The organism is Levilactobacillus yonginensis (genome assembly GCF_003946265.1).
GTDB lineage: Bacteria > Bacillota > Bacilli > Lactobacillales > Lactobacillaceae > Levilactobacillus > Levilactobacillus yonginensis.
The window spans coordinates 1-23569 of record NZ_RHNO01000009.1 but is presented as its reverse complement, the minus strand read 5'-3'; the positions used below and the strand labels follow the sequence as shown (position 1 = coordinate 23569).

At 42.4% G+C, this 23569-nt stretch carries 15 protein-coding genes; 7 read left to right on the top strand and 8 right to left on the bottom strand.

The window, feature by feature from the left end:
* Positions 1 to 5: 5 nt before the first annotated feature.
* The 4 genes from EKM87_RS06160 to pglZ all read right to left on the bottom strand — a co-directional run bounded on the left by EKM87_RS06160 (position 6) and on the right by pglZ (position 7497).
* Positions 6 to 1331: a replication-associated recombination protein A gene (locus EKM87_RS06160; protein WP_125682927.1), complete on the bottom strand. Its 1326-nt coding sequence runs from the start codon at positions 1329 to 1331 to the stop codon at positions 6 to 8.
* A 91-nt stretch (positions 1332 to 1422) separates the two neighbouring features.
* Positions 1423 to 2808: a branched-chain amino acid transport system II carrier protein gene (gene brnQ, locus EKM87_RS06155; RefSeq protein ID WP_125682925.1), complete on the bottom strand. Its 1386-nt coding sequence runs from the start codon at positions 2806 to 2808 to the stop codon at positions 1423 to 1425.
* A 365-nt stretch (positions 2809 to 3173) separates the two neighbouring features.
* Positions 3174 to 4556, bottom strand: coding sequence for a branched-chain amino acid transport system II carrier protein (brnQ, locus tag EKM87_RS06150; protein ID WP_125682923.1), 1383 nt, complete (start codon positions 4554 to 4556; stop codon positions 3174 to 3176).
* Positions 4557 to 4968: 412 nt separating this feature from the next.
* The gene (pglZ, locus tag EKM87_RS06145) at positions 4969 to 7497 is read right to left on the bottom strand and encodes a BREX-1 system phosphatase PglZ type A (protein WP_164506445.1); all 2529 of its coding nucleotides are present in this window, start codon (positions 7495 to 7497) and stop codon (positions 4969 to 4971) included.
* A 97-nt stretch (positions 7498 to 7594) separates the two neighbouring features.
* Between pglZ and pglX (EKM87_RS06140) the strand changes: the two genes are divergently transcribed.
* Together pglX (EKM87_RS06140) and EKM87_RS06135 are read left to right on the top strand one after the other, a co-directional pair.
* Complete coding sequence (gene pglX / locus EKM87_RS06140; RefSeq protein WP_164506444.1) at positions 7595 to 9655, top strand: BREX-1 system adenine-specific DNA-methyltransferase PglX; 2061 nt, start codon at positions 7595 to 7597, stop codon at positions 9653 to 9655.
* A gap of 54 nt (positions 9656 to 9709) precedes the next feature.
* Complete coding sequence (locus tag EKM87_RS06135) at positions 9710 to 10798, top strand: tyrosine-type recombinase/integrase (protein ID WP_125682917.1); 1089 nt, start codon at positions 9710 to 9712, stop codon at positions 10796 to 10798.
* A gap of 59 nt (positions 10799 to 10857) precedes the next feature.
* Here the strand turns inward: EKM87_RS06135 and pglX (EKM87_RS06130) are convergent, their stop codons facing one another.
* From pglX (EKM87_RS06130) to EKM87_RS06115, 4 genes are read right to left on the bottom strand one after another with little or no spacing between them, the layout of a single operon-like run.
* Positions 10858 to 14436, bottom strand: coding sequence for a BREX-1 system adenine-specific DNA-methyltransferase PglX (pglX, locus tag EKM87_RS06130; protein ID WP_125682915.1), 3579 nt, complete (start codon positions 14434 to 14436; stop codon positions 10858 to 10860).
* 35 nt (positions 14437 to 14471) lie between these two features.
* A complete protein-coding gene (gene brxC / locus EKM87_RS06125) occupies positions 14472 to 18143 on the bottom strand; it encodes a BREX system P-loop protein BrxC (protein ID WP_125682913.1) in 3672 nt (1223 codons plus the stop codon).
* A 12-nt stretch (positions 18144 to 18155) separates the two neighbouring features.
* Positions 18156 to 18734: a DUF1788 domain-containing protein gene (locus EKM87_RS06120; RefSeq protein ID WP_125682911.1), complete on the bottom strand. Its 579-nt coding sequence runs from the start codon at positions 18732 to 18734 to the stop codon at positions 18156 to 18158.
* Position 18735: 1 nt separating this feature from the next.
* Positions 18736 to 19329 carry a DUF1819 family protein gene (locus tag EKM87_RS06115; RefSeq protein WP_125682909.1) on the bottom strand — a complete coding sequence of 198 codons (594 nt, stop codon included), beginning with the start codon at positions 19327 to 19329 and terminating at the stop codon, positions 18736 to 18738.
* Positions 19330 to 19670: 341 nt separating this feature from the next.
* Between EKM87_RS06115 and EKM87_RS06110 the strand changes: the two genes are divergently transcribed.
* From EKM87_RS06110 to EKM87_RS06090, 5 genes are all read left to right on the top strand, one after another.
* A complete protein-coding gene (locus EKM87_RS06110; RefSeq protein ID WP_125682907.1) occupies positions 19671 to 19853 on the top strand; it encodes a type II toxin-antitoxin system HicA family toxin in 183 nt (60 codons plus the stop codon).
* Between the two features lie 46 nt (positions 19854 to 19899).
* Positions 19900 to 20295, top strand: coding sequence for a type II toxin-antitoxin system HicB family antitoxin (locus EKM87_RS06105; RefSeq protein WP_125682905.1), 396 nt, complete (start codon positions 19900 to 19902; stop codon positions 20293 to 20295).
* A gap of 106 nt (positions 20296 to 20401) precedes the next feature.
* Positions 20402 to 21487 (top strand): family 20 glycosylhydrolase, encoded by a 1086-nt coding sequence (locus EKM87_RS06100; protein WP_125682903.1) that lies wholly within the window; start codon positions 20402 to 20404, stop codon positions 21485 to 21487.
* A gap of 166 nt (positions 21488 to 21653) precedes the next feature.
* Positions 21654 to 22052, top strand: a complete 399-nt coding sequence (locus EKM87_RS06095) for a winged helix-turn-helix transcriptional regulator (protein ID WP_125682901.1) — start codon at positions 21654 to 21656, stop codon at positions 22050 to 22052.
* Positions 22053 to 22319: 267 nt separating this feature from the next.
* A complete protein-coding gene (locus EKM87_RS06090) occupies positions 22320 to 23444 on the top strand; it encodes a GGDEF domain-containing protein (RefSeq protein WP_225428406.1) in 1125 nt (374 codons plus the stop codon).
* Positions 23445 to 23569: the final 125 nt, after the last annotated feature.

Here is a 23569-nt window from a genome sequence, read left to right as displayed (position 1 = left end):
ACCCATTAATCTGATGACCGATGCTCTTGATGCCACCGCTTAATGTACGCCAATCGTTCCTTGAAGCGCCCCTCGCGCCCCTGTTCCGTGGGTTCATAGTACACGTGGCCACGAAGTCCTGGCGGCATCGTCTCCATTTCAGTCAATTTATCCTTCGTGGAGTGAGCATACTCATAATCTTTACCGTACCCTAGATCCTTCATCAATTTCGTTGGCGCGTTACGAATCTGCAGTGGAACCGGTTCATCACGGGTCTCTTTCACATCCTTCTCAGCAGCCAGCCGTGCCTTATATAGCGCATTCGACTTGGGAGCCAAGGACAGGTAACTCACGGCCTCGACCAAATGGACGTCACACTCTGGCATTCCTAAGAACTGACAAGCCTGAAAGACGTTTACCGCAATGTTCAGCGCATTCGTATCCGCCAGGCCGATGTCCTCACTGGCGAACCGCACTAAGCGACGGGCAATGTATAACGGATCCTCGCCGCCCTCTAACATCCGGGACAACCAGTAAATAGCCGCATCGACGTCAGAATTTCGCATCGATTTATGTAGCGCCGAAATGATATTGTAGTGCTCTTCACCTGTTTTATCGTATAGGACAAATTTTTGGCTGATCAGTTGTTTTAAATCATCCATAGTGATCGTCACTTGATCACCCTGCTTGTCCCCATTTAGTACGGCCATTTCTAGTGTGTTCAAGGCCGTCCGCGCATCGCCATTGGCAAATTCCGCAATGGCGTGTAACTCATCAGCACCAATCTTGACCTGGACGTCAAATCCCGCGGGATTCTTTAAGGCGTTGGTTAATAGCGCCTCAATGTCCGCGGTCTCTAAGCCCTTTAAGACGAAGACCTTACACCGTGAAAGTAGCGCCGAATTCACTTCAAATGAAGGATTTTCCGTCGTCGCACCAATTAGAATAATACTGCCGCGCTCCACATATGGGAGAAAGGCATCCTGTTGTGCTTTATTAAATCGGTGAATTTCATCAACAAATACAATCGTCTGTTCCCCGATTTCACGGTCGTCTTCGGCTTGGTGCATAATCTTTTTAATCTTACTGATACTGCTATCAACGGCACTGAAGCTCAAAAATTTTGCCTGGGTTTGGCGGGCAATGATTTCAGCCAACGTGGTCTTACCGACACCCGGTGGCCCCCAAAAGATCATCGACGATACTTGATCATTTTCAATCAATTCTCGTAAAATCTTACCCGTTCCCAGCAAGTGCGTTTGACCCACGAATTGTGCGAGGGTGTGTGGTCGAACCCGACTAGCCAATGGCGAATTCTGCCGATTATTTGAAAACAACGATTCTTGTTCCACGAGAAGTCCCCCCTTTTATAGTCAATCATAACCCGTTTGGAACCGAAGAAAAAGCCCCGACCATCGGCCGTGACTTTTCTCGGATACATGACTACAGCCGGTCGCTTTCGGGAACTGTTCCCCGCTGGCTTGCCCAACGAAGATGGCCCCACAGCAGCCCAATGCCGAAACCAATGAAGGTTGGAACCAGCCAACCCAGACCAATGCTAGCGAACGGAATCACCCCGTGGTAAAACGCCAACAGGCTCTGAATTGGACCGAAACTGGTGATAACAGCTGGTGAGTTGGCCAACATATCTAAGATGGCCGGTAGAACCGTAAAACCAATCGTTACCTTGTAAACAATGCCCGCGTACGGCCGTTTGGAAACGGTCAGAGACAAGAGAATCAAAGCTAAGGACAACGGGTACATCAGCATGAGAATCGGGAGTGACCAGCTGATAATGGTATCCAACCCGGCATTGGCCACGCAGAAGGAAAGAATCGTGGTGACCCGCAACCAAGTCCGGTAACTAATCTTAGAGAATAACTTGTGGAAATCCTGGGCGAAAGAAGAAATCAGGCCAATCGCGGTCGTCAACACACCCAACGTTACCAGAGCACCTAACAATAACGTCCCAACGTTGCTAAAGTAATGACCCACAATCTGGGAAAGCGCCACCCCACCGTTGGCGGAAAGCTTTAATTCACTCATGCTCATGGCGCCCAGCAAAACTAAACCAAAGTAAATGATAACTTCTAGTGAAATACTGAGGATCCCCGCCTTAGCGGTTAATTTCGTCAGGTCACGCCCCCGATATCCGAGACCACGAATTGCGTGAATCAAGGTAACGCTCAAGGCTAAGAGTGCCACAGCGTCCAAGGTATTGTACCCTTCAAGCATGCCACCAATCGTGGCGTTAGCTTGGTAGGTCGCTGTTGGTGCTTGGGATAAATTCCCCATCGGCTTGATAAAAGCAATCAGAAAAATAATGGCAAGTAAGGCTAAGAAACCCACGTTCAGGTACTTCCCGACAATTTTGAGTAAGGCCCCCTGATGCATCGCTGCCAGGTACGCAATGGCGAAGAATAATCCAGTGAATAGGAGCATCCCAATCGTGGAAAAGCTTTTTGGAATAAAGGGTTCAACGGCCATTTGGTAAGCTGTCGCAGCCGTCCGGGGCGTTGCGAAGAATGGCCCAATGGTCAAGTGAACCAAAATCAAGAACATGGCGGCGTAGTGACGGCCAACTGGGCGGGCAAGGTCTAAGAGGCCATCACTCTTGGTAACTACCACGGCCAGGATAGCCAACAATGGGAAAAGTGACCCAGAGATTGCGAACCCAAATGCGGCCATGAACCAGTTTGACCCGGCCATTTGCCCCAAGTGAACTGGAAAAATCAGGTTACCTGAGCCAAAGAACATGCCGAAGATTAAAGAACTGACGACGAGTAATTGCCCCATATTTTTCTTTGGTGTTGCTGCAAGTTCTTCCATAATTGATTCCTCCAGTTTCTATATTTTTTACTCTTGAACGTTAAAAGAGCCCTCTTCCCATACTGGGAAAAGGGCTCTACAAGTAGAACGGTACCACCTTTTTGTGGCCAATGACGCACCACACTCATCGCGGACGAACATCCGCTAGCCATGTAATGGTGGCACCCACGATGGCCTTATCAACCACCGAACTCAGAAGTAACTTTCACGCACCCTTGACGGTCACTTTCCACTTACCGTGACTCCCTAGGCATCGCTGGGCGTGCTACTTTTTTCCTCAACGTTTATTAAGTATTGTTTTGTATTATAGTCACTATTTTCTTAAATTACAATGATAAAATGAGAAAAAGATGAGATTTTTTATTTTATAGTTGATTGCTGTCGGGAACGGTCAACTGAGTAGCCCACCGAACACGGCCCCAAACAAAGCCGATGACGAAGCCCAACAAGGTTGGCACAATCCAGCCTAATCCCAGGCTAGCGAACGGTACGACCGCGTGATAGAAGCTAAGTACGGCGGCCACTGGACCAAAGCCGGAAACAACGGCGGGAGCGGTGTTTAACATATCTAAGACAGCGGGAACGGCGGCGAAGGCAATTGTCAGTTTGTAAACCAAACCGGCGTAAGGCCGCTTGGAAACCGTCAGGGAAACTAAGATCAAGGCTAAGGAGAGTGGGTAGAGCAGCATCAGTACTGGTAAGGACCAAGCGATGATGGCGTTCAACCCAGCGTTCGCAACGACAAAGGAAACGAACGTCGTGACCCGTAGCCAGTTCAAGTAACTAACTTTTGGGAACAGCTTGTGGAAATCTTGGGCAAAGGAAGTGACCAGTCCTAAGGCTGTTGTGAAGACCCCTAACGTGACTAAGACCCCTAAGAACAGCGTCCCAAAGTTACTAAAGTAATGACCAACAATGGCAGATAAAGCCACCCCACCGTTAGCGGAGAGTTTGAGCTGACTCATACTGAAAGCACCCAGCAGGACCAGACCAAAGTAGATAGCGATTTCTAAGACGATACTCAACGTCCCAGCATGGGCGGTCAACTTGGTCAATTCACGATCCCGGTAACCCAGGCCACGAACGGCATGGACAAAGGTCACACTCAAAGCCAACAGGGCAACGGCATCAACGGTATTGTACCCTTCCAACAACCCACTGACAGTGGCGTTAGCTTGGTAAGCGGCGGTTGGTGTGTGTTGCAGGCTGCCCATTGGATTGAAGAAAGCGACGACGAAGAGGACGGCTAACATGGCTAAGAAGAAGGCGTTCAAATACTTACCAACCACCTTGACTAGGCTATTTTGATGAGTCGCTAACACGTAAGCGGCAGCGAAGAACAGGCCCGTGAAGACTAACATCCCGACCGTGGTGAAACGGGTAGGCAGGAATGGCTGAACGGCCATTTCATAAGCCGTAGCGGCGGTCCGAGGAGTACCAAAGAACGGTCCGATAGTTAAGTGGACCAAGACTAGGAACAGGGCGGCGTAGTGGCGGCCAACCGGCTTAGCAAGGTCATACAGGCCATCACTCTTAGTGAAGACCACGGCCAAGATGGCCAGCAATGGAAACAGGGAGCCAGAGATGGCGAACCCTAGAGCGGCGACGAACCAGTTGGAACCAGCCATTTGCCCCAGGTGCACGGGGAAAATGAGGTTCCCGGACCCAAAGAACATCCCGAAAATCAGGGAACTAACCACTAATAACTGTTTGAAACTTCTACGCGGTGCAACTGAACTATTTTCCATATTGAAACCTCCACTCATTTTCCCCTTAACGTTAAAAAGAGCCCTCTTCCCATACTGGGAAAAGGGCTCTACGAGTAGAACGGTACCACCTTTTTTGTGGTCGCATACGCCACCACACTCATCACGGACAAACATCCGCTAGCCAAGTAATGGTGGCAACCACGATAGCCTACTGATTCAGCATCGAACTCGGAAATGATTTTCACTTACGCTAAACGGTCACTTTCCACTAGACGTGACTCACTGGGCATCGCTGCGTTCGCTACTTTTTTCCTCAACGTTTTGAAGTATTTGATAGTTATTATAGCGAGCGGAAGATTAAAAATCAATGATAAAATGGAAAAAGTTCTAATTTTTCTGATTTTACTGCGTAGTTAGTCTGTGAGGGCTACTTGAATCTGGAACCAGCTACCTAAAAATTAAAATCATTCAAATCGGCAATATCCATTGTAAATTCGATTTCTGTTTTCTGACCACTGCTCATGTTTTCAATTACCAGGTAGTATTGGCGTTGCTTATCATAATCTCGATCTGCTAAAATAACTTGAACGTTTTGCATCCGTTCTTTAACCGACTCTGATCGACTATTGGCATTAACCGTTATCTGACCAGATATTTGTTGATCCTGGTCATTTACAAAATATAGTTTGAATTCTGCTGGAATAACCGTCGCGCTAATTGCAGCTGACTGCCGAACAACCAGTGGTACCGTTAACGATGTAATCTGCCGATTCATACTAAAGAGCTCTAATTCAACATCATGAGCGGCTGACCGATTGGACGTTGTTCTAACTTCTAAAAGCGGTACCAGCATTTCCTGAAGTGAAGCACCACCATGTACATAATTAAAAGAACCCGAAGATTTAAAGATATTCGCCGTCTTTGGATAATAGACAAAGCGTAGATCATCATTCGCTAGAATCTCGCTTAGCTTTTGTTGCCCAACACCCGGAATCTCAAAGTTTTTTGGTGTTACCAAGTAACGCTGAGATTTCAAATCATCTTCACCCTTGGCAACTTCAATTTTATCCGTCTCTTTTAATTGATCATTTCGATAAATATACCCGTGATCGGCCGTGACATAGAAATGTGAAATGCCATTCGTTCGAAGCCGTGAAATTAACTGCTGGATCTCCGTAATTGCTTCGTCTGTGGCTTTAAAGACATCATCCTCAGTCTTTTTATTATCACCGATCGCGTCAATTTGATTGTGATAAATGTAGACGACCTCTTGCCCCGCAAACTTGGCCCGAATTTCTTTGGACGTCGCCCCTTTTAAATCATCTAAGGCATATGCGACGCTCTTAGGATTCTGCCGTTTCAGGATTTCCTGCCGTGCCTCACGATTAATCGCTAACTGCCCATCCACTAATAACGTTTTATCTTTCAATGCCAATTGACGATGTGGTAACAACGCCGGCATGCCCATGTACGTAACTGATGGGAGTCCTGTAAGTAAGTAATTCATCGATAATGCTGTAACTTGATCTTCGCGACGCAACTTTTTTTCCAATTCCTTAGCAGCCTCAAACCGAAAAGCATCGGAAATGATGACGACAATTCGATTTTTCTCCGGCCCAATATAGTACCGGTAGAAGTTACGCTGTAGTTGCTTGGGCTTCAAATCAGTAAAGTCCAAGTGATCATTCCAAGCGTAGATGGCATTATCCAAATAATTATTTACGTAGATTGATTCAATCAACTTTTTTGTTTTAGCAAATTGCTCTGGCATACCAGCCATTTGGTAGTAATACGTAAACTTACGGTAATCAGTATCTACTTTGTACCCGTCTTGCGAAACGTAGTCGCTAATAAGCCCTTGCATACTGTCTGCTGGTTGTTGATGAGCTTTATGGATAATGTTCCAGGCCCGCCGCATCATTCGGTACAGACGAGAAAAACGCGGTTTATTCCCATAATGCGTCTCAAGCCGGGCCCGAGTAACTTCCGGAATCGTCTGATCAGCTAACCGACTGTCAAGATCTTCAAGCTGCAGTCGTTCCTGAATCCATAAGAGAATCAATTGATCAAATCTTGGAAAAACATCAGATTTCGCTAAATCGTCGATTTTATTGCCCTTAAAGACCTGGTCGCCATCAATATTTTGCCAAACCAGTTCCCCAATACTATCAAAGCTATCCTCTGCCCCAGAGCCATCGGAATCTTTGCGACTACTGAACTGCTGCATAAAAGTCTGAACGTTAGCCGCATGATCGCTTAAATCATACATTACCTGCTCTTTGGGAACTGCCCTCTCCATCTGCTGAAACGCCACTGTTACGTAGAGTCCTGTCATTAGCTCTTCCAGTTTAGGCGCTTCACTAGCATACCCAAAACGCGTACTAATTTCTGACCAGAAAGCTTGACTAACCCCATAGTGCTCAAAGCTAGATAAGGCCGTACTTTCTTTAATTCCTTTGCGTAAAACTGCTTGGAGAATATCAAAAAAATCAACAATCGGCTGGTTAAGTTGCACTAACGCAGCCATAATTGCTAATTCAGGATTTTCTTGATAGCTAGTTAAATCATACTGTGCGAATAATTTCCGACGACGATTACTACCAAAATACGCTGCATATTTTTGAACAAACGGCTTCAGTTCATCTGGTAACCCCAGCTCTTTTCGTAATATCTCTTTTGAGTCGGCTGAGAACCTTCCAGAGTACAAAACAATGCTGCGCAAATGGTCTTCCTCTAAGGCCGGCTCCGCAGTAGGTGAATAAACCAATACCTTATCTTGACGATCAAGTGTTAACAAATGCTGTTTTGTTTCCAGCTGATGCCCAGGCTGCATGATGTAGACATCCGCAACAGTCGATAACGCTTCACGAATTGCCGCAATACTATCAACAAAATCACCATTATCGTCGTACCAGAAAACAAACTGATTTTGTTCAGTAAACCTTTTTTTGAGAGTGGTTATAATTTGATTGATATCCACATCTGCCATGGCTCTACTCCTCTTTTTTGTCGTTTTATGAATGTACGTTAATCATAACGTACTTCAGTACTAACCGCAGTAGAATTTGTGAATTTTATTGTTCACTCCAAGCTATCATGATGGCGTTATTCAGCATTTAATTACCGATGTTAGTGAAGATGATTTTAACGTGGCCGTTGGTGGTCAAGTGGAGATTATTGGGTGGCTGTATCAGTACTATAATACGGAACCTCACGACCAAGTTGTCAATATTACGGGTGGTCCAGTAAAAAAGAATGATATTCCAGCTGCAACACAATTATTTACGACCGATTGGGTTGTTAAATACATGGTTGATAACTCGCTTGGAAAATACTGGTTAGAACGACATTCAGACAGCCACTTGGCCGATAAGCTGGACTTCCTACTACCGGGTGAATTATCAGTTACAGTTGACTCAGAGAATATTGAAGAACTCAAAATTATTGATAATGCAATGGGATCCGGTCACATTTTAGTCTATACATTCGACGTTCTAATGACGATTTACCAGGAACAAGGATATTCATCACGCGACGCTGCGGTATCAATTGTTCAGAACAATTTATTTGGGTTGGAGATAGATAAACGAGCCTATCAACTGGCATACTTTGCGTTAATGATGAAGGCTCGCCAGTTTAATCGACGCGCCTTGCGTCCAGATAATCTGGTACCAAATCTTTTTGTTTTTGAAGATACTGATGATATCTCGGAAGAACTTTATGCTCAGGTTTCAGATGATTTAGCGGACAGGTTGCATGACGTGGCTAATATGTTTAGTAATGCACGTGAGCTAGGATCAATTATTCATCTTGAATCAAAGAAAAATGACTATTCAGAACTCTCCGAAGCTGTTCAGCAAATCGAAGTAGATGATTTGGATATCTTTGGTGTTCAGAATTCCAAGGCCAAGCTCTTGCGCACATTAAAAATCGCACAAGTTTTAACAACTCAATACGATATCGTGGTAACCAACCCACCTTATATGAACAAAATGGACCCGGCCCTAAAGAAATATGTCAAAAGGTTCTATTCAGACTATGCTGGTGACCTGTTCTCAATCTTTATTTTTAATAATAGTAATTTAGCGAAGCCAGGTGGATATTCAGCGTTTATGACACCTTTTGTTTGGATGTTTATTAAAACATATGAAAAGCTGCGTAAATTCTTGATTGAAAACAAAAAGATTGACAGTTTAATTCAGATGGAATACTCAGCCTTTGAAGAAGCTACGGTGCCAATTAACACATTTGTCTTAAAAAATACCAAAGATGAAAGCTTAGGATCTTATTTGAAGCTTTCTGCCTTTAGGGGTGGTATGGACGTTCAAAAAGATAAAGTCTTAGAGGCCATTGAAGATCCCAAGGTTGACTATCTTTATCGAACTAACCAAGCGAACTTTGCCAAGATTCCGGGGATGCCGATTGCTTATTGGGCTAGTGAGAATCTTGTGAAGAGCTTTGTAAGCAATCCAAAATTAGGTGATATTCTAGAAATGAAAGTGGGATTGTCAACTGGCAATAATTTACGATTTTTAAGGCTTTGGTTTGAAGTTGCGATAGAAAATACATGTTTTCATGCAAGCAGCAATTCAGAAGTTCCCATAAATGTTAAATGGATACCGATTGACAAAGGTGGGGCTTATAGAAAATGGTACGGGAATAATGATTACATTATCAACTGGGAAAAGAATGGCATGGAGATTAAGCACTCAAATGCAACCATTCGAAATCCCAAATTCTACTTTAAAGCTGCATTTACTTGGTCTGATGTTACAAGTGGGAACTTTGCTTTGAGATATAGAGAGGCTGGAAGCATATTTACTACAGTAGGCTTATCCGCCTTTTCAAAGGAAAAAAGAGCGATAGTACCGTCATACTTAATGGGGATTTTAAATTCTAAAGTTGGAAATTATTATTTTAAATTATTGAACCCAACCATTCATCTCAATATTAGTGATGTCGCCAATCTTCCGGTTGTTAAGCCAGATGCGTCAATTACTAAAAATATTACTAACAATATTGAAATTAGTTGTAGCGACTGGAATTCATTTGAAACCTCCTGGGATTTTACTCATTATCCACTCCTAGCTCACATCGCTGACGATAACCTATCACATTGTCGTTCTCCCGTTGGCTAGCAAGTTGATATGTGACAAACTTGTGCCAAGTAATACACAATGGAGGAAAAATACATGGTTAGTTATCGAAAACGTGGCAACGCATGGCAATACGAAATTTCCTATAAAGATTCACACGGTCAGTACAAAAAGCTTCGGAAATCAGGATTTCTTTTAAAATCTGAGGCTATCCTTGCCGCAAGTAAGGTTCAGACAGAGCATCCGAACCTTATGACAGTTCAATCCGGAAATGAAACCTTAGTCTCTTACTACAACCGATGGATCAAGGTTTACAAACAGAATGCCGTCTCCCCCATCACATACAATAAATATCAAAATACAGCAAAACATGCTGCCCACTTATTTGGAGAACTAAAACTCAAAAGCTTAACCAAAATAATCTACCAAGAAAGAATTAACGAATTTGCAAAGAATCACGCTCGAAGAACCGTCTCATGTTTCCATAAGCAGCTCCGAGCCTGTATTCTTGAGGCGTTAGATGAAAAGATAATCACAACGGATCCCACTCGAAAGGCTGTAATTACTGGGAAAGAACGCCCCAAGATCGCCAAAACCTTAGACTATGACAATTGGCGTAAACTACTTCATAGTCTTGACACCGCCCAACCTGGTGAACTAATTATCTATCTCGCCGCAGTGACCGGTATGCGTTACGGCGAAATCGTCGGCTTAACCACAGATGACATTGATTTTGAAAGCTATTTAATTAAAGTCAACAAAGCGTGGGACTACAAGTACAAAACTGGATTCATGAAAACGAAAACTCCTTCCTCTGTACGAGAAATTGCAGTTAGTAAGCAAACAATCAATAAAATCATTCAATTTCTATCAAATAAAGACATCTCAAGTAAGCAACCGATTTTTATGAACAATTTGGGGCACGTACTAGTTAGTGCTGAAATCAACAAAATCCTAACAAACAAACTGGCCAGTCTTCATATCCCTAGAATCACTTTTCATGGTTTACGACATACACACGCCTCAATACTGTTATATAAGGGAGTTAGTGTCCTTTCAGTCTCGAGAAGACTTGGACATAGTAATATTACAACTACTCAATCTTCTTACTTGCACATCATCAAAGAGCTTGAGTCTCAAGACCAAGATAAGATCATTTCAATCCTAAATAGTGCATCAAAATAGTTGGCACATCACTTGGCACAAAAGGAGCTTCTCATAAATTTGAGAGGCTCTTTTTGATATTATTTCAGCTTGGATAAAATCGTGGTCCCATCTTGAAGCTTGCTGTAATTTACAAGTACCCCATCATCTAAATCTAAGCTAATTTGTTGATTTGCAATATGTTGAATTATTGGATCATACTTTTTAATTTCTGTTAGCTGTTGATTTAAATGCTTTAATTTCTTTTCATACTTTTTCTTCTGACTAACTACATTCTCATCGGCTAACAACTGTGATAATTGACTGATTTTTTGCTCATACTTTCCTTGCAACGGATGTAAGTAATTCGTACGAATCATCGCCAATTCATTTTTATCATAGCGATGAAGATACATTAATGCTTTAAAACCATTCCGTTTCCCACTATTGAACTCCCAATAGATTGGTCGCTTTTGATAAATTTTAGAATGGTCTTTAAAGAAGTCATCGACAAAGTAGCGTCGAATAGAGGCTTCACTACTATCTGCCCTTTTTCCAACAACAGAAGCGATGTAATCTAAGTTATCCTGAATATTTTCAGTACCAAAAGCGGCTCCAAGAAAGGCCCGCAGACGATTTATGATGTCCCTTGAATCACCAAAGTAATCATCATCATTCAATAGTAAAAGGTTATCTTCGTTTGGCACAAATGTTTGATAGTTACTTTGAATCCAGTCACCACCTGCATATGCCAAGCCCTCCACATCCAATGAATAACGACCAAAAACAACTCCTACAAAATACGAAAGGAACGACTTAATATCTCTAACTTCGTCTGCCAAACGTACTGATACATCTTTATCTGCCACTTCTGGAGTCAATTCATCATTCAGCCCATACAGGTCGATAAAGATTCGGTTAAGCTCTTCTTCATTTGCCTTTAATTGATCAAATCGTTCTCTTGCTTCACCCTGCCATATTTTAAAAGCATTTTTCAACTTCCCATCAACTTCAGTTCGCTTATCGTCAGCGATGTGAGTCAGAAGCATCTGATTTTTAAAATTCCAAGAAGTTTCGAAGGCATCCCAATCTTTTTTGGAAATTTGAATATTTTCTTCAACGTAATATTCAATTATCTTCGTGTTATCCACTTTCAATGGAATGTTTGTTATATCACTAATATTTGTATTAAGTGTAGGATTATAAATATTTCGAATATAAGCTGCAGCTTTGGAATTTAAGAACCCCAACAAATAATCTGTGTTCTTAACATTTTTTGCAAACAACGAAGGTGCCGCAAGATTGAAGGTAGCTGTTTCGGGTAGTACACGAACAGCTAATCTGCTGTCTGCAGAAATTAGGGTCCAAGTAATCCCTTTTCGAAACCAAATATAATCGGGAGCTATACGTGCAACGTTATCATTTTTATAGTGGGACCTTGCCGAGAATGACCAATCTATGATATGAGTTAAGTTTCCATACCACCGGCGAAAGCTCCCCCCTTTAGCATGTATAACCCATCTTTTAGAACTACCGATTTGATTCGCTGAAACTTCCCAAAGTAGTCGTAAATATTTGCTATTATTACCAGTTTTTGTCTGTCCATCAGAAATGGTGTAATTTTTAATTAATTTTTGAGAAAATACTTCCAACGTTTTTGCTTTAATCCAGTAAGCAATCGGCATCCCCGGAATCTTGGCAAAGTTCGCTTGGTTAGTTCGATAAAGATAGTCAACGCTAGGATCAAGAACGGCCTCTAAATAGGCGTGCTCTTTCTTCTGTTGAGAATCAAAACCGACTAAACGTTCATAGGTGCCAACGTAGTCAGGCACTGTTTCCCGTTTAAACACAAAGGTTGTTGATTGAACTACCTCACCGCCAATTTCTTCAAATGCTCGCGTACCTAAATGAGCCATATTAACCAAGGTATCTTCTTTTAGAATTCCACGTAGTTTTTCAAAACTGGATAAAAACATCCACGCATGCTGAGTAATCATCGCATAGTAGCCGGCCTCTTTTGTCAGTGTACGTAACCGTTCCATGAATACTGCAAACAGATCCGCTTTACTGTTTGGGAAAGTCTTTTTAACATAGCCACCTAGTACACTGTCCATCTTTCCAGATCCCATGTAAGGCGGATTCATCGCGCCAATTGTAAACTTCTTGGCCAATACTTTACCAACGTTGCTAATTTCTTTTAGTTTCCCTTGGTTTTCAGCTAGCAATACGGAGTTTAAGGATAATTGGCCCGTTGACATTTTTCTAGTTGCAATTTCATCAATAACAGACCAATCGATTGACGGTTTAGGCTGAATCAGCGACCCATATTCATTTCCTTGACGAAACTCATCTAACAATTCATCCAACTGCTCTTTTTCGTTTTCACTTTGTAATAAGTCCCGATAATCACCTGAGCTTAGGCGACCGGAGTCTGGAATATCAAAAACATTTGGTCGAATAGCCAATGTTAAAAATCTGCGATTAGTTTCTCGGGCTTTCATCATTAGTGAAAAATATGCTAGTTGAAAGGCACGAGTATCAATATCTAGACCGAATAAGTTGTGTTGAACGATTAGTTTTGCAGCATCCCTATGTGAATAACCTTCCTGTTCATAGATTTGCATGAATACGTCGAATGCGTAAATCAAAATATGACCAGATCCCATAGCAGCATCAATTAACGTTATCTGTTCAATGTTTTCATTAGCTAAGTCATTTTCACTAGATTTTACAATTACTGATTCACTTTGTTGGGCTTCTGCCATAAAATAGTTCCAGCTAAATTCAGCTGCAATTTCTCGACCAGAGCGTTGATCTCCCTTAGCTTGGAGCACCTGTATCCAATACCGACCCAAGGAATTTTCCACCATGTACTTAACAATCCAATCTGGCGTAAACAGTTGTGTTACAGCAGGTATATCGGATTCTAAATATTTTTTCTTCTTAAACGCACGGTCCTTCGGTTCCGTATTGTAGTACTGATAAAGCCACCCAATAATCTCTACTTGACCACCAACAGCCACGTTAAAATCATCTTCACTAACATCGGTAATTAAATGCTGAATAACGCCATCATGATAGCTTGGAGTGAACAATAACTCCGCATAATCATTGGTTTTCTCAAACAAATATGGCAGATTCTTATTCAACGCATTAGCTTGCTTAATAAACAGCATTTGATACTCTGCATCCATATCACTTGGTAACTCAGTGTCTTGCGCTTTATCAATTATCGACCGTTCAGCTGATGAAAAGCCACCTAAATCATCTTCGACATCGAGTGCCGACAACATAATATCCGGCTCATTTCGATTCTCAGTACTTGAAAGAACCCGTGTCCGACTTGGTAAATAATCATTCACTTCCATAAACCGAATGGCAATAATCCGATTAAACCAAGTATAAGCAACCTCCTCTACGAGGTCCCTAAAAGCTGTTGCAAAGTCACTCTTTTGCGCCCGTTGTTCTAATTCGGCAACCAACTTTTGTCGCTTACTGATATCTTTGCCAGTGATTGCACTCTGATCATCTACGTAATACTCGATTTCTGACGTCGATATTGATAATTTATCGCCTACACCGTCTTTAGTTATTCCTAACGTTGCAGCCTTTAATTGAATACTTTCGATGAGTGAACGACGCGCTTCAATCGCAAATTTTTTTATCGCTGTTTTATCCATAAACTCTTCCTTCACTCTCAATGACTTTCATTTACTTACAGTTCAAAGTTGATTTTCCCGTGTTCTTCCAATTGTTGTAACAATGCCTGCTGTAACTGATTGATTTGAATTTTAACATCTTCTGCACTCTGCAACTGCCACGTCTGATCAACTGGTAACGTTTTAGCACTGATATCTCGGGGCTCCTGAACCGGTTCACTATCCTCATCTGATATCTGCGTCGGCTCAACAACATCATCGTTCTTATCATTAACCGGACTATTCTCGTTCGTCGTAGCAGTTACTTTCTGCTCTTCAATTTTACGTTGACGTTCTGCTGCGGCAAGCCGCTGTGCCAATAAGCTGTCAATTTCACGAGTCAAACGAACCCGCCGTGCAGTTGCCTGCTGTGGAATCACATAGAGTCCATTCAACGTGGTTGCATCACGTGCATTATCCAGCAGGTCGGCAAACGTCCGTTGAATTTTGCTAGAAAATTCATCTTGAACGCCATGATCAGTACTGTATTCATTGACCACCTTTTGTTCCGCTGAAATCCGTTGCTGTACGTTACCTAAACCACTATCGAACTCTGCCCCGTACACTGATTTAAAATTATCAACCAGGTCCTTTAATTGCTTAATCTTTCCCTGTGGTCGATTCTTCATTATTGTAGAAATTTCACGAACAATCTGCTTAACCTGGTCACTGGTCACGAATTCTTTTGAATGTTCATAAACATCGCACTGTGTCTGGGCTGATTCCCAAATTTCTTGTTGGCTCACGCTCTGGTAAAACTCACTAATGCCAAATTCAGTCATATCTTCGCGCCAGTCTAAGAAATCGTCACGTTTTCGACTGATTAAATCATAAAACTTATCAGCATCTTTCTGTGCCAACAATTGATTAATTAAGGACTGGCCCGTCTCTAAAACATCCCTTCCAGGATAATAGGCCGGCTTAGCCAGATAGATTTTGATGGCACCCAATTCATTTTGCATACTGTTACTCAGCTCATCAACCAAAGTGTCATCTTCTGAATCACTAAACGATTGCTTACCAAAGGCCTCTAAGGCAACCTTACGCAAATCCTTCTTCTTATTCTCACTAATAGCTTGGCGTGGTTCTACCTGAACCGCATCAACAAATTTTCGATTGGAGAAGTATTTTGCCATTTCGTTCGCAACTATATCAGTGTGTAAACTCAATGCCTCGCCATTAACATAAACTTTTAGCTTAGAATCAACGAAAAGTTTCGCAACCAACCATTTTGTATCAATCTCACGATAGCCATACGGAATCTTACTGAAACGCTCCAACACAGACTTGTAAGAAATCTTATTATGGCCCGAATACTCGTGGTTAATTCTTTCCAAAACCGCCTGCGTTGCTTGTTCATTATCTGTATTCTTAACCAGCTCATTCGTATCTTTAAACAGCGCTACCACGTCGCTATCCTGTTTAACCGAATCAATATAACTAAGGTTACGATAGATTTCATCAATTAATTTTTCTTGAGCATCCGCCAATCGCCCAAAGAAGTCCTTCTTGCCGGCTTCAATCTTGTCCCCTTGAACGTAAATATCAGCCTGTTGTAAAACTTCTAACAATTCTTGGGCAACTCGCTTTTTCAAAGTGGAGAGTTCCGTCTTTTTCAGATCAATAATTCTCTGCGAACGAGCATCCTGAGACTGTTCGTGTGGATTTAAAATAAACTTCTGAATCTTCTGGACCTGACGTTGATCTTCCGCATATTGCAGATCTGCTGGTAAATCAATAATGATCTGTGGCTGTTCGGGTGAACTAGACTGCCGACGCAGTTCAATTTCATCTCGGTTAGTTTCGCCTTCAACCGTTACCATCTTCAAATTAATATCCTGATTAGTTGGCCCAACTGGACGATCATCAACCCATTGATTGAATACAAATGTGTACTGCTGTTTTAATTGCGGATACGTATAGCGACGTGAAATAGCCACTGAACTAAAGAGATAGTCCCCAATTGCTTGAGATACATCCCCTGAATCCACACTCTGACGTTGAATTTGCTTACTAATATCCTGTTCAGCGTCCGTTAAGAACTCATAGCCTTTGCTGGTCTTCTCAACGATATTCTGTTCTTGAAGCACACGCAATGCCTGTTTAACCCTGGCTTCTAGTTCGATTCGATCGGTATCAATCGAATCAATCATCAACGTAACCAGATTATTTAAAGTTGCGTCGAAATCAGGGACATATTTCACCATAAATAATGTTTCTAATACCTGGACAGCGAACGGATTATCTTCCTTAGTAGGATTAATCAATTCGTTGTTTTGGGCACGCTGAATAACAATCATATGTGTATGATCTAGGAAATGACTAAGTCCTTGAAAAAAAATGCTAAATGGCACCAATGCCTTCGTATCCCGTTCTTCCAATCGTCTAGCTGATTCCTGAAAGACGGCTAACATTGACCGTTCACCATTAGCTAAGTGTTTCCCGTCCGACCCATTCTCCCGAATAGCCGTTAGCGTGTCTTGTAAGAGAAAAATTTGATAGGGCACAAACGGATAGAGATCTGCGAACATCCGCGGATCATCGTACCGTTTCCGTTCTTCTTTGCCATCAAAGCTAATTAAATTATTAATCACATGTTGATTCTCAACAAAGGTGTTCTCTAACAGCTGTTCACTCGCGTCCGTTTTAGCCAACAGACGCTTCTGAATAACCTCATCGACGTTAGCCGAAGACATTGCAATTCTGGTATTAAACCGACCTTGAATTTTAGAAAAGTCTTGGCCATTAATATTTTTTGTCACCTTATCAATTGCTTGCTGACTGGTCACAATGACCCACGCTTTACCATGCGTATAAGTTCCTAGATCTTCAACAATACTTTGTAGGTTCAGCATCCGTTGTTGACTAGAACCAATGTATTGACCAACTTCATCGACCAGAAAAGCCATATGGTAATCTTCGTCTTTGCTTTCAATGTACTGATTAACCAACTTGGCGAAGCTTTCAACACTGATGGGATACTCTTTCTTTAATTGGTCGATAAATCCATCAGCATCAGCCGTGGACATGAAATCAATGGCAACTAAAGCGTCACGAATTGTGCCCTTCAAGAAGGCATATGCATTACGAGCCTCTTTCCATTCACGATGTTGCTTATCCAATTCCTGAAATTCCGCTTGAAAGTCTTCATACTTTCCCTGAGAAATCAGGTCACGTTCCAAGTCAGCAATCCAAAAGTCAGCTCCAAACAAGCCTAATTGTTCATTAAACACTTGTAAAAAGACATTTAAAATGGCATCTTTTTGCGATTTATTCCCATTTTTAGCCTTTGAATCAATATTAAACAGCATCACTTCATTCGGAACAGTTGTTGCCAACTTCATATCTGCCAAGGTATTGGCATCATGAATTTTATCATCGTCAATGAAGTAGTCTAACGCAGATTTCCCGGCTACTTCACGGTTCTCTAATAAGTAAGCCAATATTTTTAAGAAATGTGATTTACCGGAACCAAAGAACCCTGAAATCCACACACCCATGTTAGTGGTATCATGTCGAATCCCCTCTGCATAGGCCGCAAAGAAGTCCTTAAAGTGATTATCCAACTCTTTCGTGACAACATATTCTTCTAATTCCTGCTTAACATTAGCATCCTGCTCATCCCCGATTGTGATAACACCTTTAATATCACGATCAATCGATTTTGCAAAAATATCTCGTATTTTCATTACAGTTCTCCCTTAGTTAATTTGGAATGCTCGATAATAGTTGTCTTCTTTAGATTCACCAAACATACTGAGACTTAAGCTGTCGTACGTACCTGGATAAAAGAAGACTACCGGCACACTAGTTACAATTTGATGCATTGTATTTAAAACCTTATGTGCACGAATCAATGGAAAGATCTCTCCAATACCAGTCACAAAAACCACCACTGGGGTCTTGGGTAAATGCCGTTGCATATACTGTACAAACATGTTCTCCGAGCTAGTCATCTCCAGCGCATTGTTTAATTGCTCCGTCAGATAATCAATCCCATCGCTTTCTTCCATTGCTAAAACATCTTCCCGAATTCCCATATCATCAAGCAATTCCCACATAATGTGGTAAAGATTAAATTCCACAATATCAATACCAACCGTTTCTCGATTCAACTGTTGCCGCATTGACCCAATCTCCTCGGTCACTAACGGCTGATCTTGTGGTGAAAAAGCTAAAATATAGTAGGAAACCTCATTGGATAATCCTCGACTCTGTTGAAAATCTGGATCAGCAACTTTTTCTCTTAAATGTTTTAATTTCAAAACTGTATCTGTCATGCTATCTCCCTACCAACGCAGCTAACTGTCGGTCTTCGCCTTTTGTATGTAATAACATCTCTAAACGTATATCCAAAAGGGGCCGTTTAACTAAATCGTAGTCCCCCTGATTCTCTAAGAGATCCGCTTCACGCAAGAAGGTCTTAAACGTTCCCGCCATTCGTCGAATTGTTTCCTCTTTCCAACTAGCAATTTTCTCATTTTCAACTTGTTTTTGACTAAAAAAAGCTTCAATTTCATAACTATGCAGCTTAGCATCTCCCAATAATAATTCATTCCGATAAACTTCATACATGAATTCATCAAATAATCGGTTCAAATGCAAACTAGCCAACAAGTTAACAATTTTTTGATTTTCTAAATCTAATGATGGAAATAAATCAAAATAATCTATATCAAGAGTATTTACTCGCCGCTTAACTACGCGCACCATGTCTAAAGCCCGTGCTGTTGACTGTTGTTGAAAATAATTATCGTCAATACTCATCGATCGAATATCTACATCATCGATGCCCTGATTCCGTAGTTCTAAATATTGTGAAAACTCCGTAAACCAAAATGAATGTGTAATTATTGAAGCACTGTATTGGGACATAACTAATTCCCGCTTTCTATACCGTTCTAGCTATTAAGTCGGACTCTTTCCCAAGTATATAAGATATCTGACGTTCACGCGAGAGTTACTACAAATTCCAAGGAACATATTTGAGATTTTTTTTGAAATTTGGATTTTATATAATAATGCTTCTAACGCACATTATTTTTGTATCCCCTCATTCTTACAAACGAAATTACACCTGCTTTTGTAACCCTGACCTTCTGATCAAGCTCAAATTTGGATGGCAATCCTTCGATAACTGACACAATTCAAGGGATTATCTTCCCACGTATAATCATACGTGTTAAGCTCTAGTTGTCTCACAAGGAGATAACTCCATGGACTCTCGCGAAGTCTTAAAGATACTGAAGCATCACGGATGGTACCAAGTACGAGTAACTGGTGATCATTGTCATTTTAAAAATGACAATCTCCCTGGTACCGTGACCGTCCCTCACCCCAGAAAGGACATTCCAAAAGGTACCCTCAACAGTATCTGGAAGCAAGCTGGGCTCAAGTGAGCCTTGTTTGTGGTGTCTCCTTAATTTCTACTTGGAGGTCAATTCCATGAAATACTTATATTTTGCACGATTCACTTTAAACGAAAACGGCCAGGTCGAGGTTACCTTTCCAGACTTAGAGCCCAACGCTGCTACTTTTGGAGAGGATATTGCCGATGCCTTGCACATGGCTGCAGATGCACTCCAGGGCTATTTACTAACTGCTGAGGACTTTAACACACCACTTCCTGAGCCCTCTGATCCTTTGGCAATCCCTCATTCAGAAGAACAATTACTCGTTCCTATTGAGGTTGACACAAAAATTGCTCGCGAACGAGAACAGAATCGAAGCGTCAAAAAAACACTTAGCATTCCCAAATATCTCAACGATTTAGGAATTGCAGCTAATCTTAATTTTTCTGCCACACTAACTGAAGCTTTGAAAGACAAATTACAATCTTAAACATGCGAAATCTGCCACAACCAAGCCCCTTTCGTTGACCCACCAAGATAGCGCGGGGTATGCTAGAAAATACCATTAAACACACACTAAACTAGGGAGGTGCACCATGTTTAATCAACACAAAAAATTTCTTACCACATTACTATTGCTGTTCAGTATCTTTCTATTCTGGCAAGCACCGGCCACTACTCACGCCGCCGTCAAGGCTTCTAAATTGCCTACCCGGCAGGGAATCTTGATTGACCTCGGCCGGCATCCTCTAACCGAAAAATCCGTTAAATCAGTCATCCAAGCGGCTCGTGATCAAAAATTAAATTACGTGGTCCTGCACCTCAGTGATAACGAACACTTGAGCTTCCAGTCCACCTATCTTGGTAATAAGGCCAGCAAGAAGGTCCTTTCCAAGGCGGCCTTAAAACGCTTGGTTGCCTTTGCCAAAAAGAAACACATTCAGCTCGTCCCAGACGTTGATGCCCCTTCACATGCCGGGGCCATCCTCCGCCAACTCAAAAAGAAGCGGCCCAAAACCTATAAACAGGTCAAAATGGATAGCCACACCTTGGACTACACTAAGAAGCAATCCATCACCGTCGTCCAAAAAATCTACGGTGAACTTGATACTATTTTCAAAAAGCAATCTTCGCGGGACTTTATCATAGGGGCTGACGAAGTTCCAGGTAGCCCTGAGGCGTACAAGTCGCTGACCACCTTCATTAACCAGCTTAACCGTTTCCAGAACAAACGGGGCTTCACTACAACCATTTGGAACGACTCAATTTTGAAGAGTGAGCTTCCCCGGATAGACAAAAATATCGTCATCAACTACTGGTCCCAGGCGGGGAACCGTTCCGATAAAAAGACGCTAACCAATCGGCGAACGCACCGGGTTTCCGTGAAGAACCTGGTGAACGCAAAACGCCGCGTTGTTAACGCCAACAGCTACGCCACCTACTATCAACTAAAGCATATTGGCAATAAAAATGACGATAATTACTTTATCAATTACCTGCGTAACCATTACAAACCCACGATGTTTAACGAAATTACCTCTAAAAATAAAAACAGTCACCGGATCATGCAACCAAAGGTAAAAACCAAGGGGACGTTAGTCAGTCTGTGGGGCCATAACTCCTCCCACATCTCCACCCAAGCTATCGTGAAATTTATCCACCGTATTAAGATTCCGAAGTAACATAAAAGACCGCCGATTCTAAAGAATTCGGCGGTCTATTTAGCGTTTTTAACCAATTATCCTCTAATCCCATTACCTTGACTGAAATCCCCCAACAGCGTACTGTAATAGCAACTTATAATCATGTACACCTACTTTTCTTTCCACCACCTCTGGAGGTATCACTATGGATCCAACCGTTTTTGACCAAAAAATTGCTTACTTCAAACAGAATATGCCACCTCAATGCCCCATCTTATACTCTTTAAAAATCATCGGGTCGAAGTGGAAAATCCCCATCCTCTGGCACCTGATGCTGGAAGACGGCCAACACTACAATCAGCTTAAACGAACCGTCGGCAATATCACCAACACCATGCTGACTAAGAGCCTCCGTGAGTTAGAACACGACGGCTTAGTCCGGCGTCACAGTTATGAGACCGTTCCGCCCGCCGTGACCTATCACCTCACCGATTTGGGTAAAAGCCTAGTCCTTACCATGGGCGAACTTTTCGATTGGGGCAAGGCCTTGGAAGAACAACACGGTGTTCCCACCACACCCACATCAAATCGTGAAGAGTCCTAGCGCAATTAACACCTTCTGGCTGACAATTTTTTTACGGGATACTTCCAACCACGAAAAACCCTTTCCCCCGGCCATCCATCATAAAAGAAGCGGTCACTGTGACCTCCCAATGTCCATCATTTTAACAATTTATTTGTTAATCAATGAAACCGTTACCCCCATTTATGGTATGCTTGAAATGAAACTAGAACATCACAACGATTGGGTGATTCTATGGGTATACTTGAGAATTTTTTCCAGGATATTTTTAACATTAAATCAGTAATTATGGCCTTAATTACCGTCGGCCTCATCACACTCATGATGATTATGACCTACATTTTGGCCCAACGCACCGTTAGACTTTCCCGGCCCTACACCATCATCGTCGACTTACTCGAAGCCGGCGTGGTCGTCGGTGGAGTCGTGGTCTTAAGACAAACCTTCCTCGTCCTAAACGGTGGGAGCGTTCTAAGCTGGGGCTACGCCATTGCCCAGTTAATGGTTCTGCTATTTAGCCTATACGCCATGCAGACCCTCGCCGTAACCATAGTCAACCTGGCGATGCCACTGGTTTTCTACGCTGCCTCCCTGCGTTTAGGCGCTAGTCCACAAAGGTGGTGGCTATTTGCCACGATGACGGTAATTTTGTTTGGCGTGATTATTTATATCAGCCGCCATCAAACGCTAGCATTAGACTCAGAATGGCACTTTTTGCTTCTACAACTATTATACGGACTAACCTGGTGCCTAATCATTTGGTCGGTACGGCCCTATCATCTATTCTACATGGTCAACGTACTGGTCATCTTCATCCTGTATATGTGGATCATTCGATTCTTTGTGACGCGCATCAATCAAGTCATTAATCACTTTGCCCGCTTGAGCCAGGCCGCTAATTACGATGAATTGACTGGTGTTCGTAACCGGGCCAACTTCGATACCACCACGGTGGGGGTCTTTGGCGTTTACCGTCGCCACCCCACTAAGCCCATCACCATGGCTATGTTTGACATTGACCACTTTAAATATTTCAACGATGAATACGGCCACTTAGCGGGGGACGCCGTCCTTAAACACGTGGCCCAGCACTTTGACCAGGAGCTGGTGCGCCAAACACCCCACGGCGAACTATTTCGCTATGGTGGCGAAGAATTTGTCATCATCTTTGAAGACACCTCACCGGCCGACGCGCAAATTGCCGTCACGGCCATCCGAGAAACGTTAAAACAACACCCCGTCCACCTAGACAACCAAAAACTAACGGTGACGGTCTCCATTGGTATTTCAGCCTTACAACCAACCGATATAAATTTTGACAGTTGGTTTAAACGCGTTGACCATTACCTTTATCTATCCAAGCAGAGTGGCCGGAACCGCATGACGGTTGAAGGTCAGACTCGTCACTTATAAGTTAGGTAAAGACGAATACAGGGTTTGGGACAAAAGTCTCAAACCCTGTTCCTACGTTTAGTCAAGCTCTGTAAATAAAAATGTTTCGAAATTTTGTGTACACTAAACAGTATCTCACTGAGGAA

What these genes read in the sequence shown, in the direction of transcription:
- brnQ (WP_125682925.1), bottom strand. Translation starts at nt 2,808, where the DNA reads ATGGAAGAACTTGCAGCAACACCAAAGAAAAATATGGGGCAATTACTC.
- brxC (WP_125682913.1), bottom strand. Translation starts at nt 18,143, where the DNA reads ATGAAAATACGAGATATTTTTGCAAAATCGATTGATCGTGATATTAAA.
- EKM87_RS06090 (WP_225428406.1), top strand. Translation starts at nt 22,320, where the DNA reads ATGGCCTTAATTACCGTCGGCCTCATCACACTCATGATGATTATGACC.
- pglX (WP_125682915.1), bottom strand. Translation starts at nt 14,436, where the DNA reads ATGGATAAAACAGCGATAAAAAAATTTGCGATTGAAGCGCGTCGTTCA.
- EKM87_RS06100 (WP_125682903.1), top strand. Translation starts at nt 20,402, where the DNA reads ATGTTTAATCAACACAAAAAATTTCTTACCACATTACTATTGCTGTTC.
- EKM87_RS06115 (WP_125682909.1), bottom strand. Translation starts at nt 19,329, where the DNA reads ATGTCCCAATACAGTGCTTCAATAATTACACATTCATTTTGGTTTACG.
- EKM87_RS06135 (WP_125682917.1), top strand. Translation starts at nt 9,710, where the DNA reads ATGGTTAGTTATCGAAAACGTGGCAACGCATGGCAATACGAAATTTCC.
- EKM87_RS06105 (WP_125682905.1), top strand. Translation starts at nt 19,900, where the DNA reads ATGAAATACTTATATTTTGCACGATTCACTTTAAACGAAAACGGCCAG.
- EKM87_RS06110 (WP_125682907.1), top strand. Translation starts at nt 19,671, where the DNA reads ATGGACTCTCGCGAAGTCTTAAAGATACTGAAGCATCACGGATGGTAC.
- EKM87_RS06120 (WP_125682911.1), bottom strand. Translation starts at nt 18,734, where the DNA reads ATGACAGATACAGTTTTGAAATTAAAACATTTAAGAGAAAAAGTTGCT.
- EKM87_RS06095 (WP_125682901.1), top strand. Translation starts at nt 21,654, where the DNA reads ATGGATCCAACCGTTTTTGACCAAAAAATTGCTTACTTCAAACAGAAT.
- brnQ (WP_125682923.1), bottom strand. Translation starts at nt 4,556, where the DNA reads ATGGAAAATAGTTCAGTTGCACCGCGTAGAAGTTTCAAACAGTTATTA.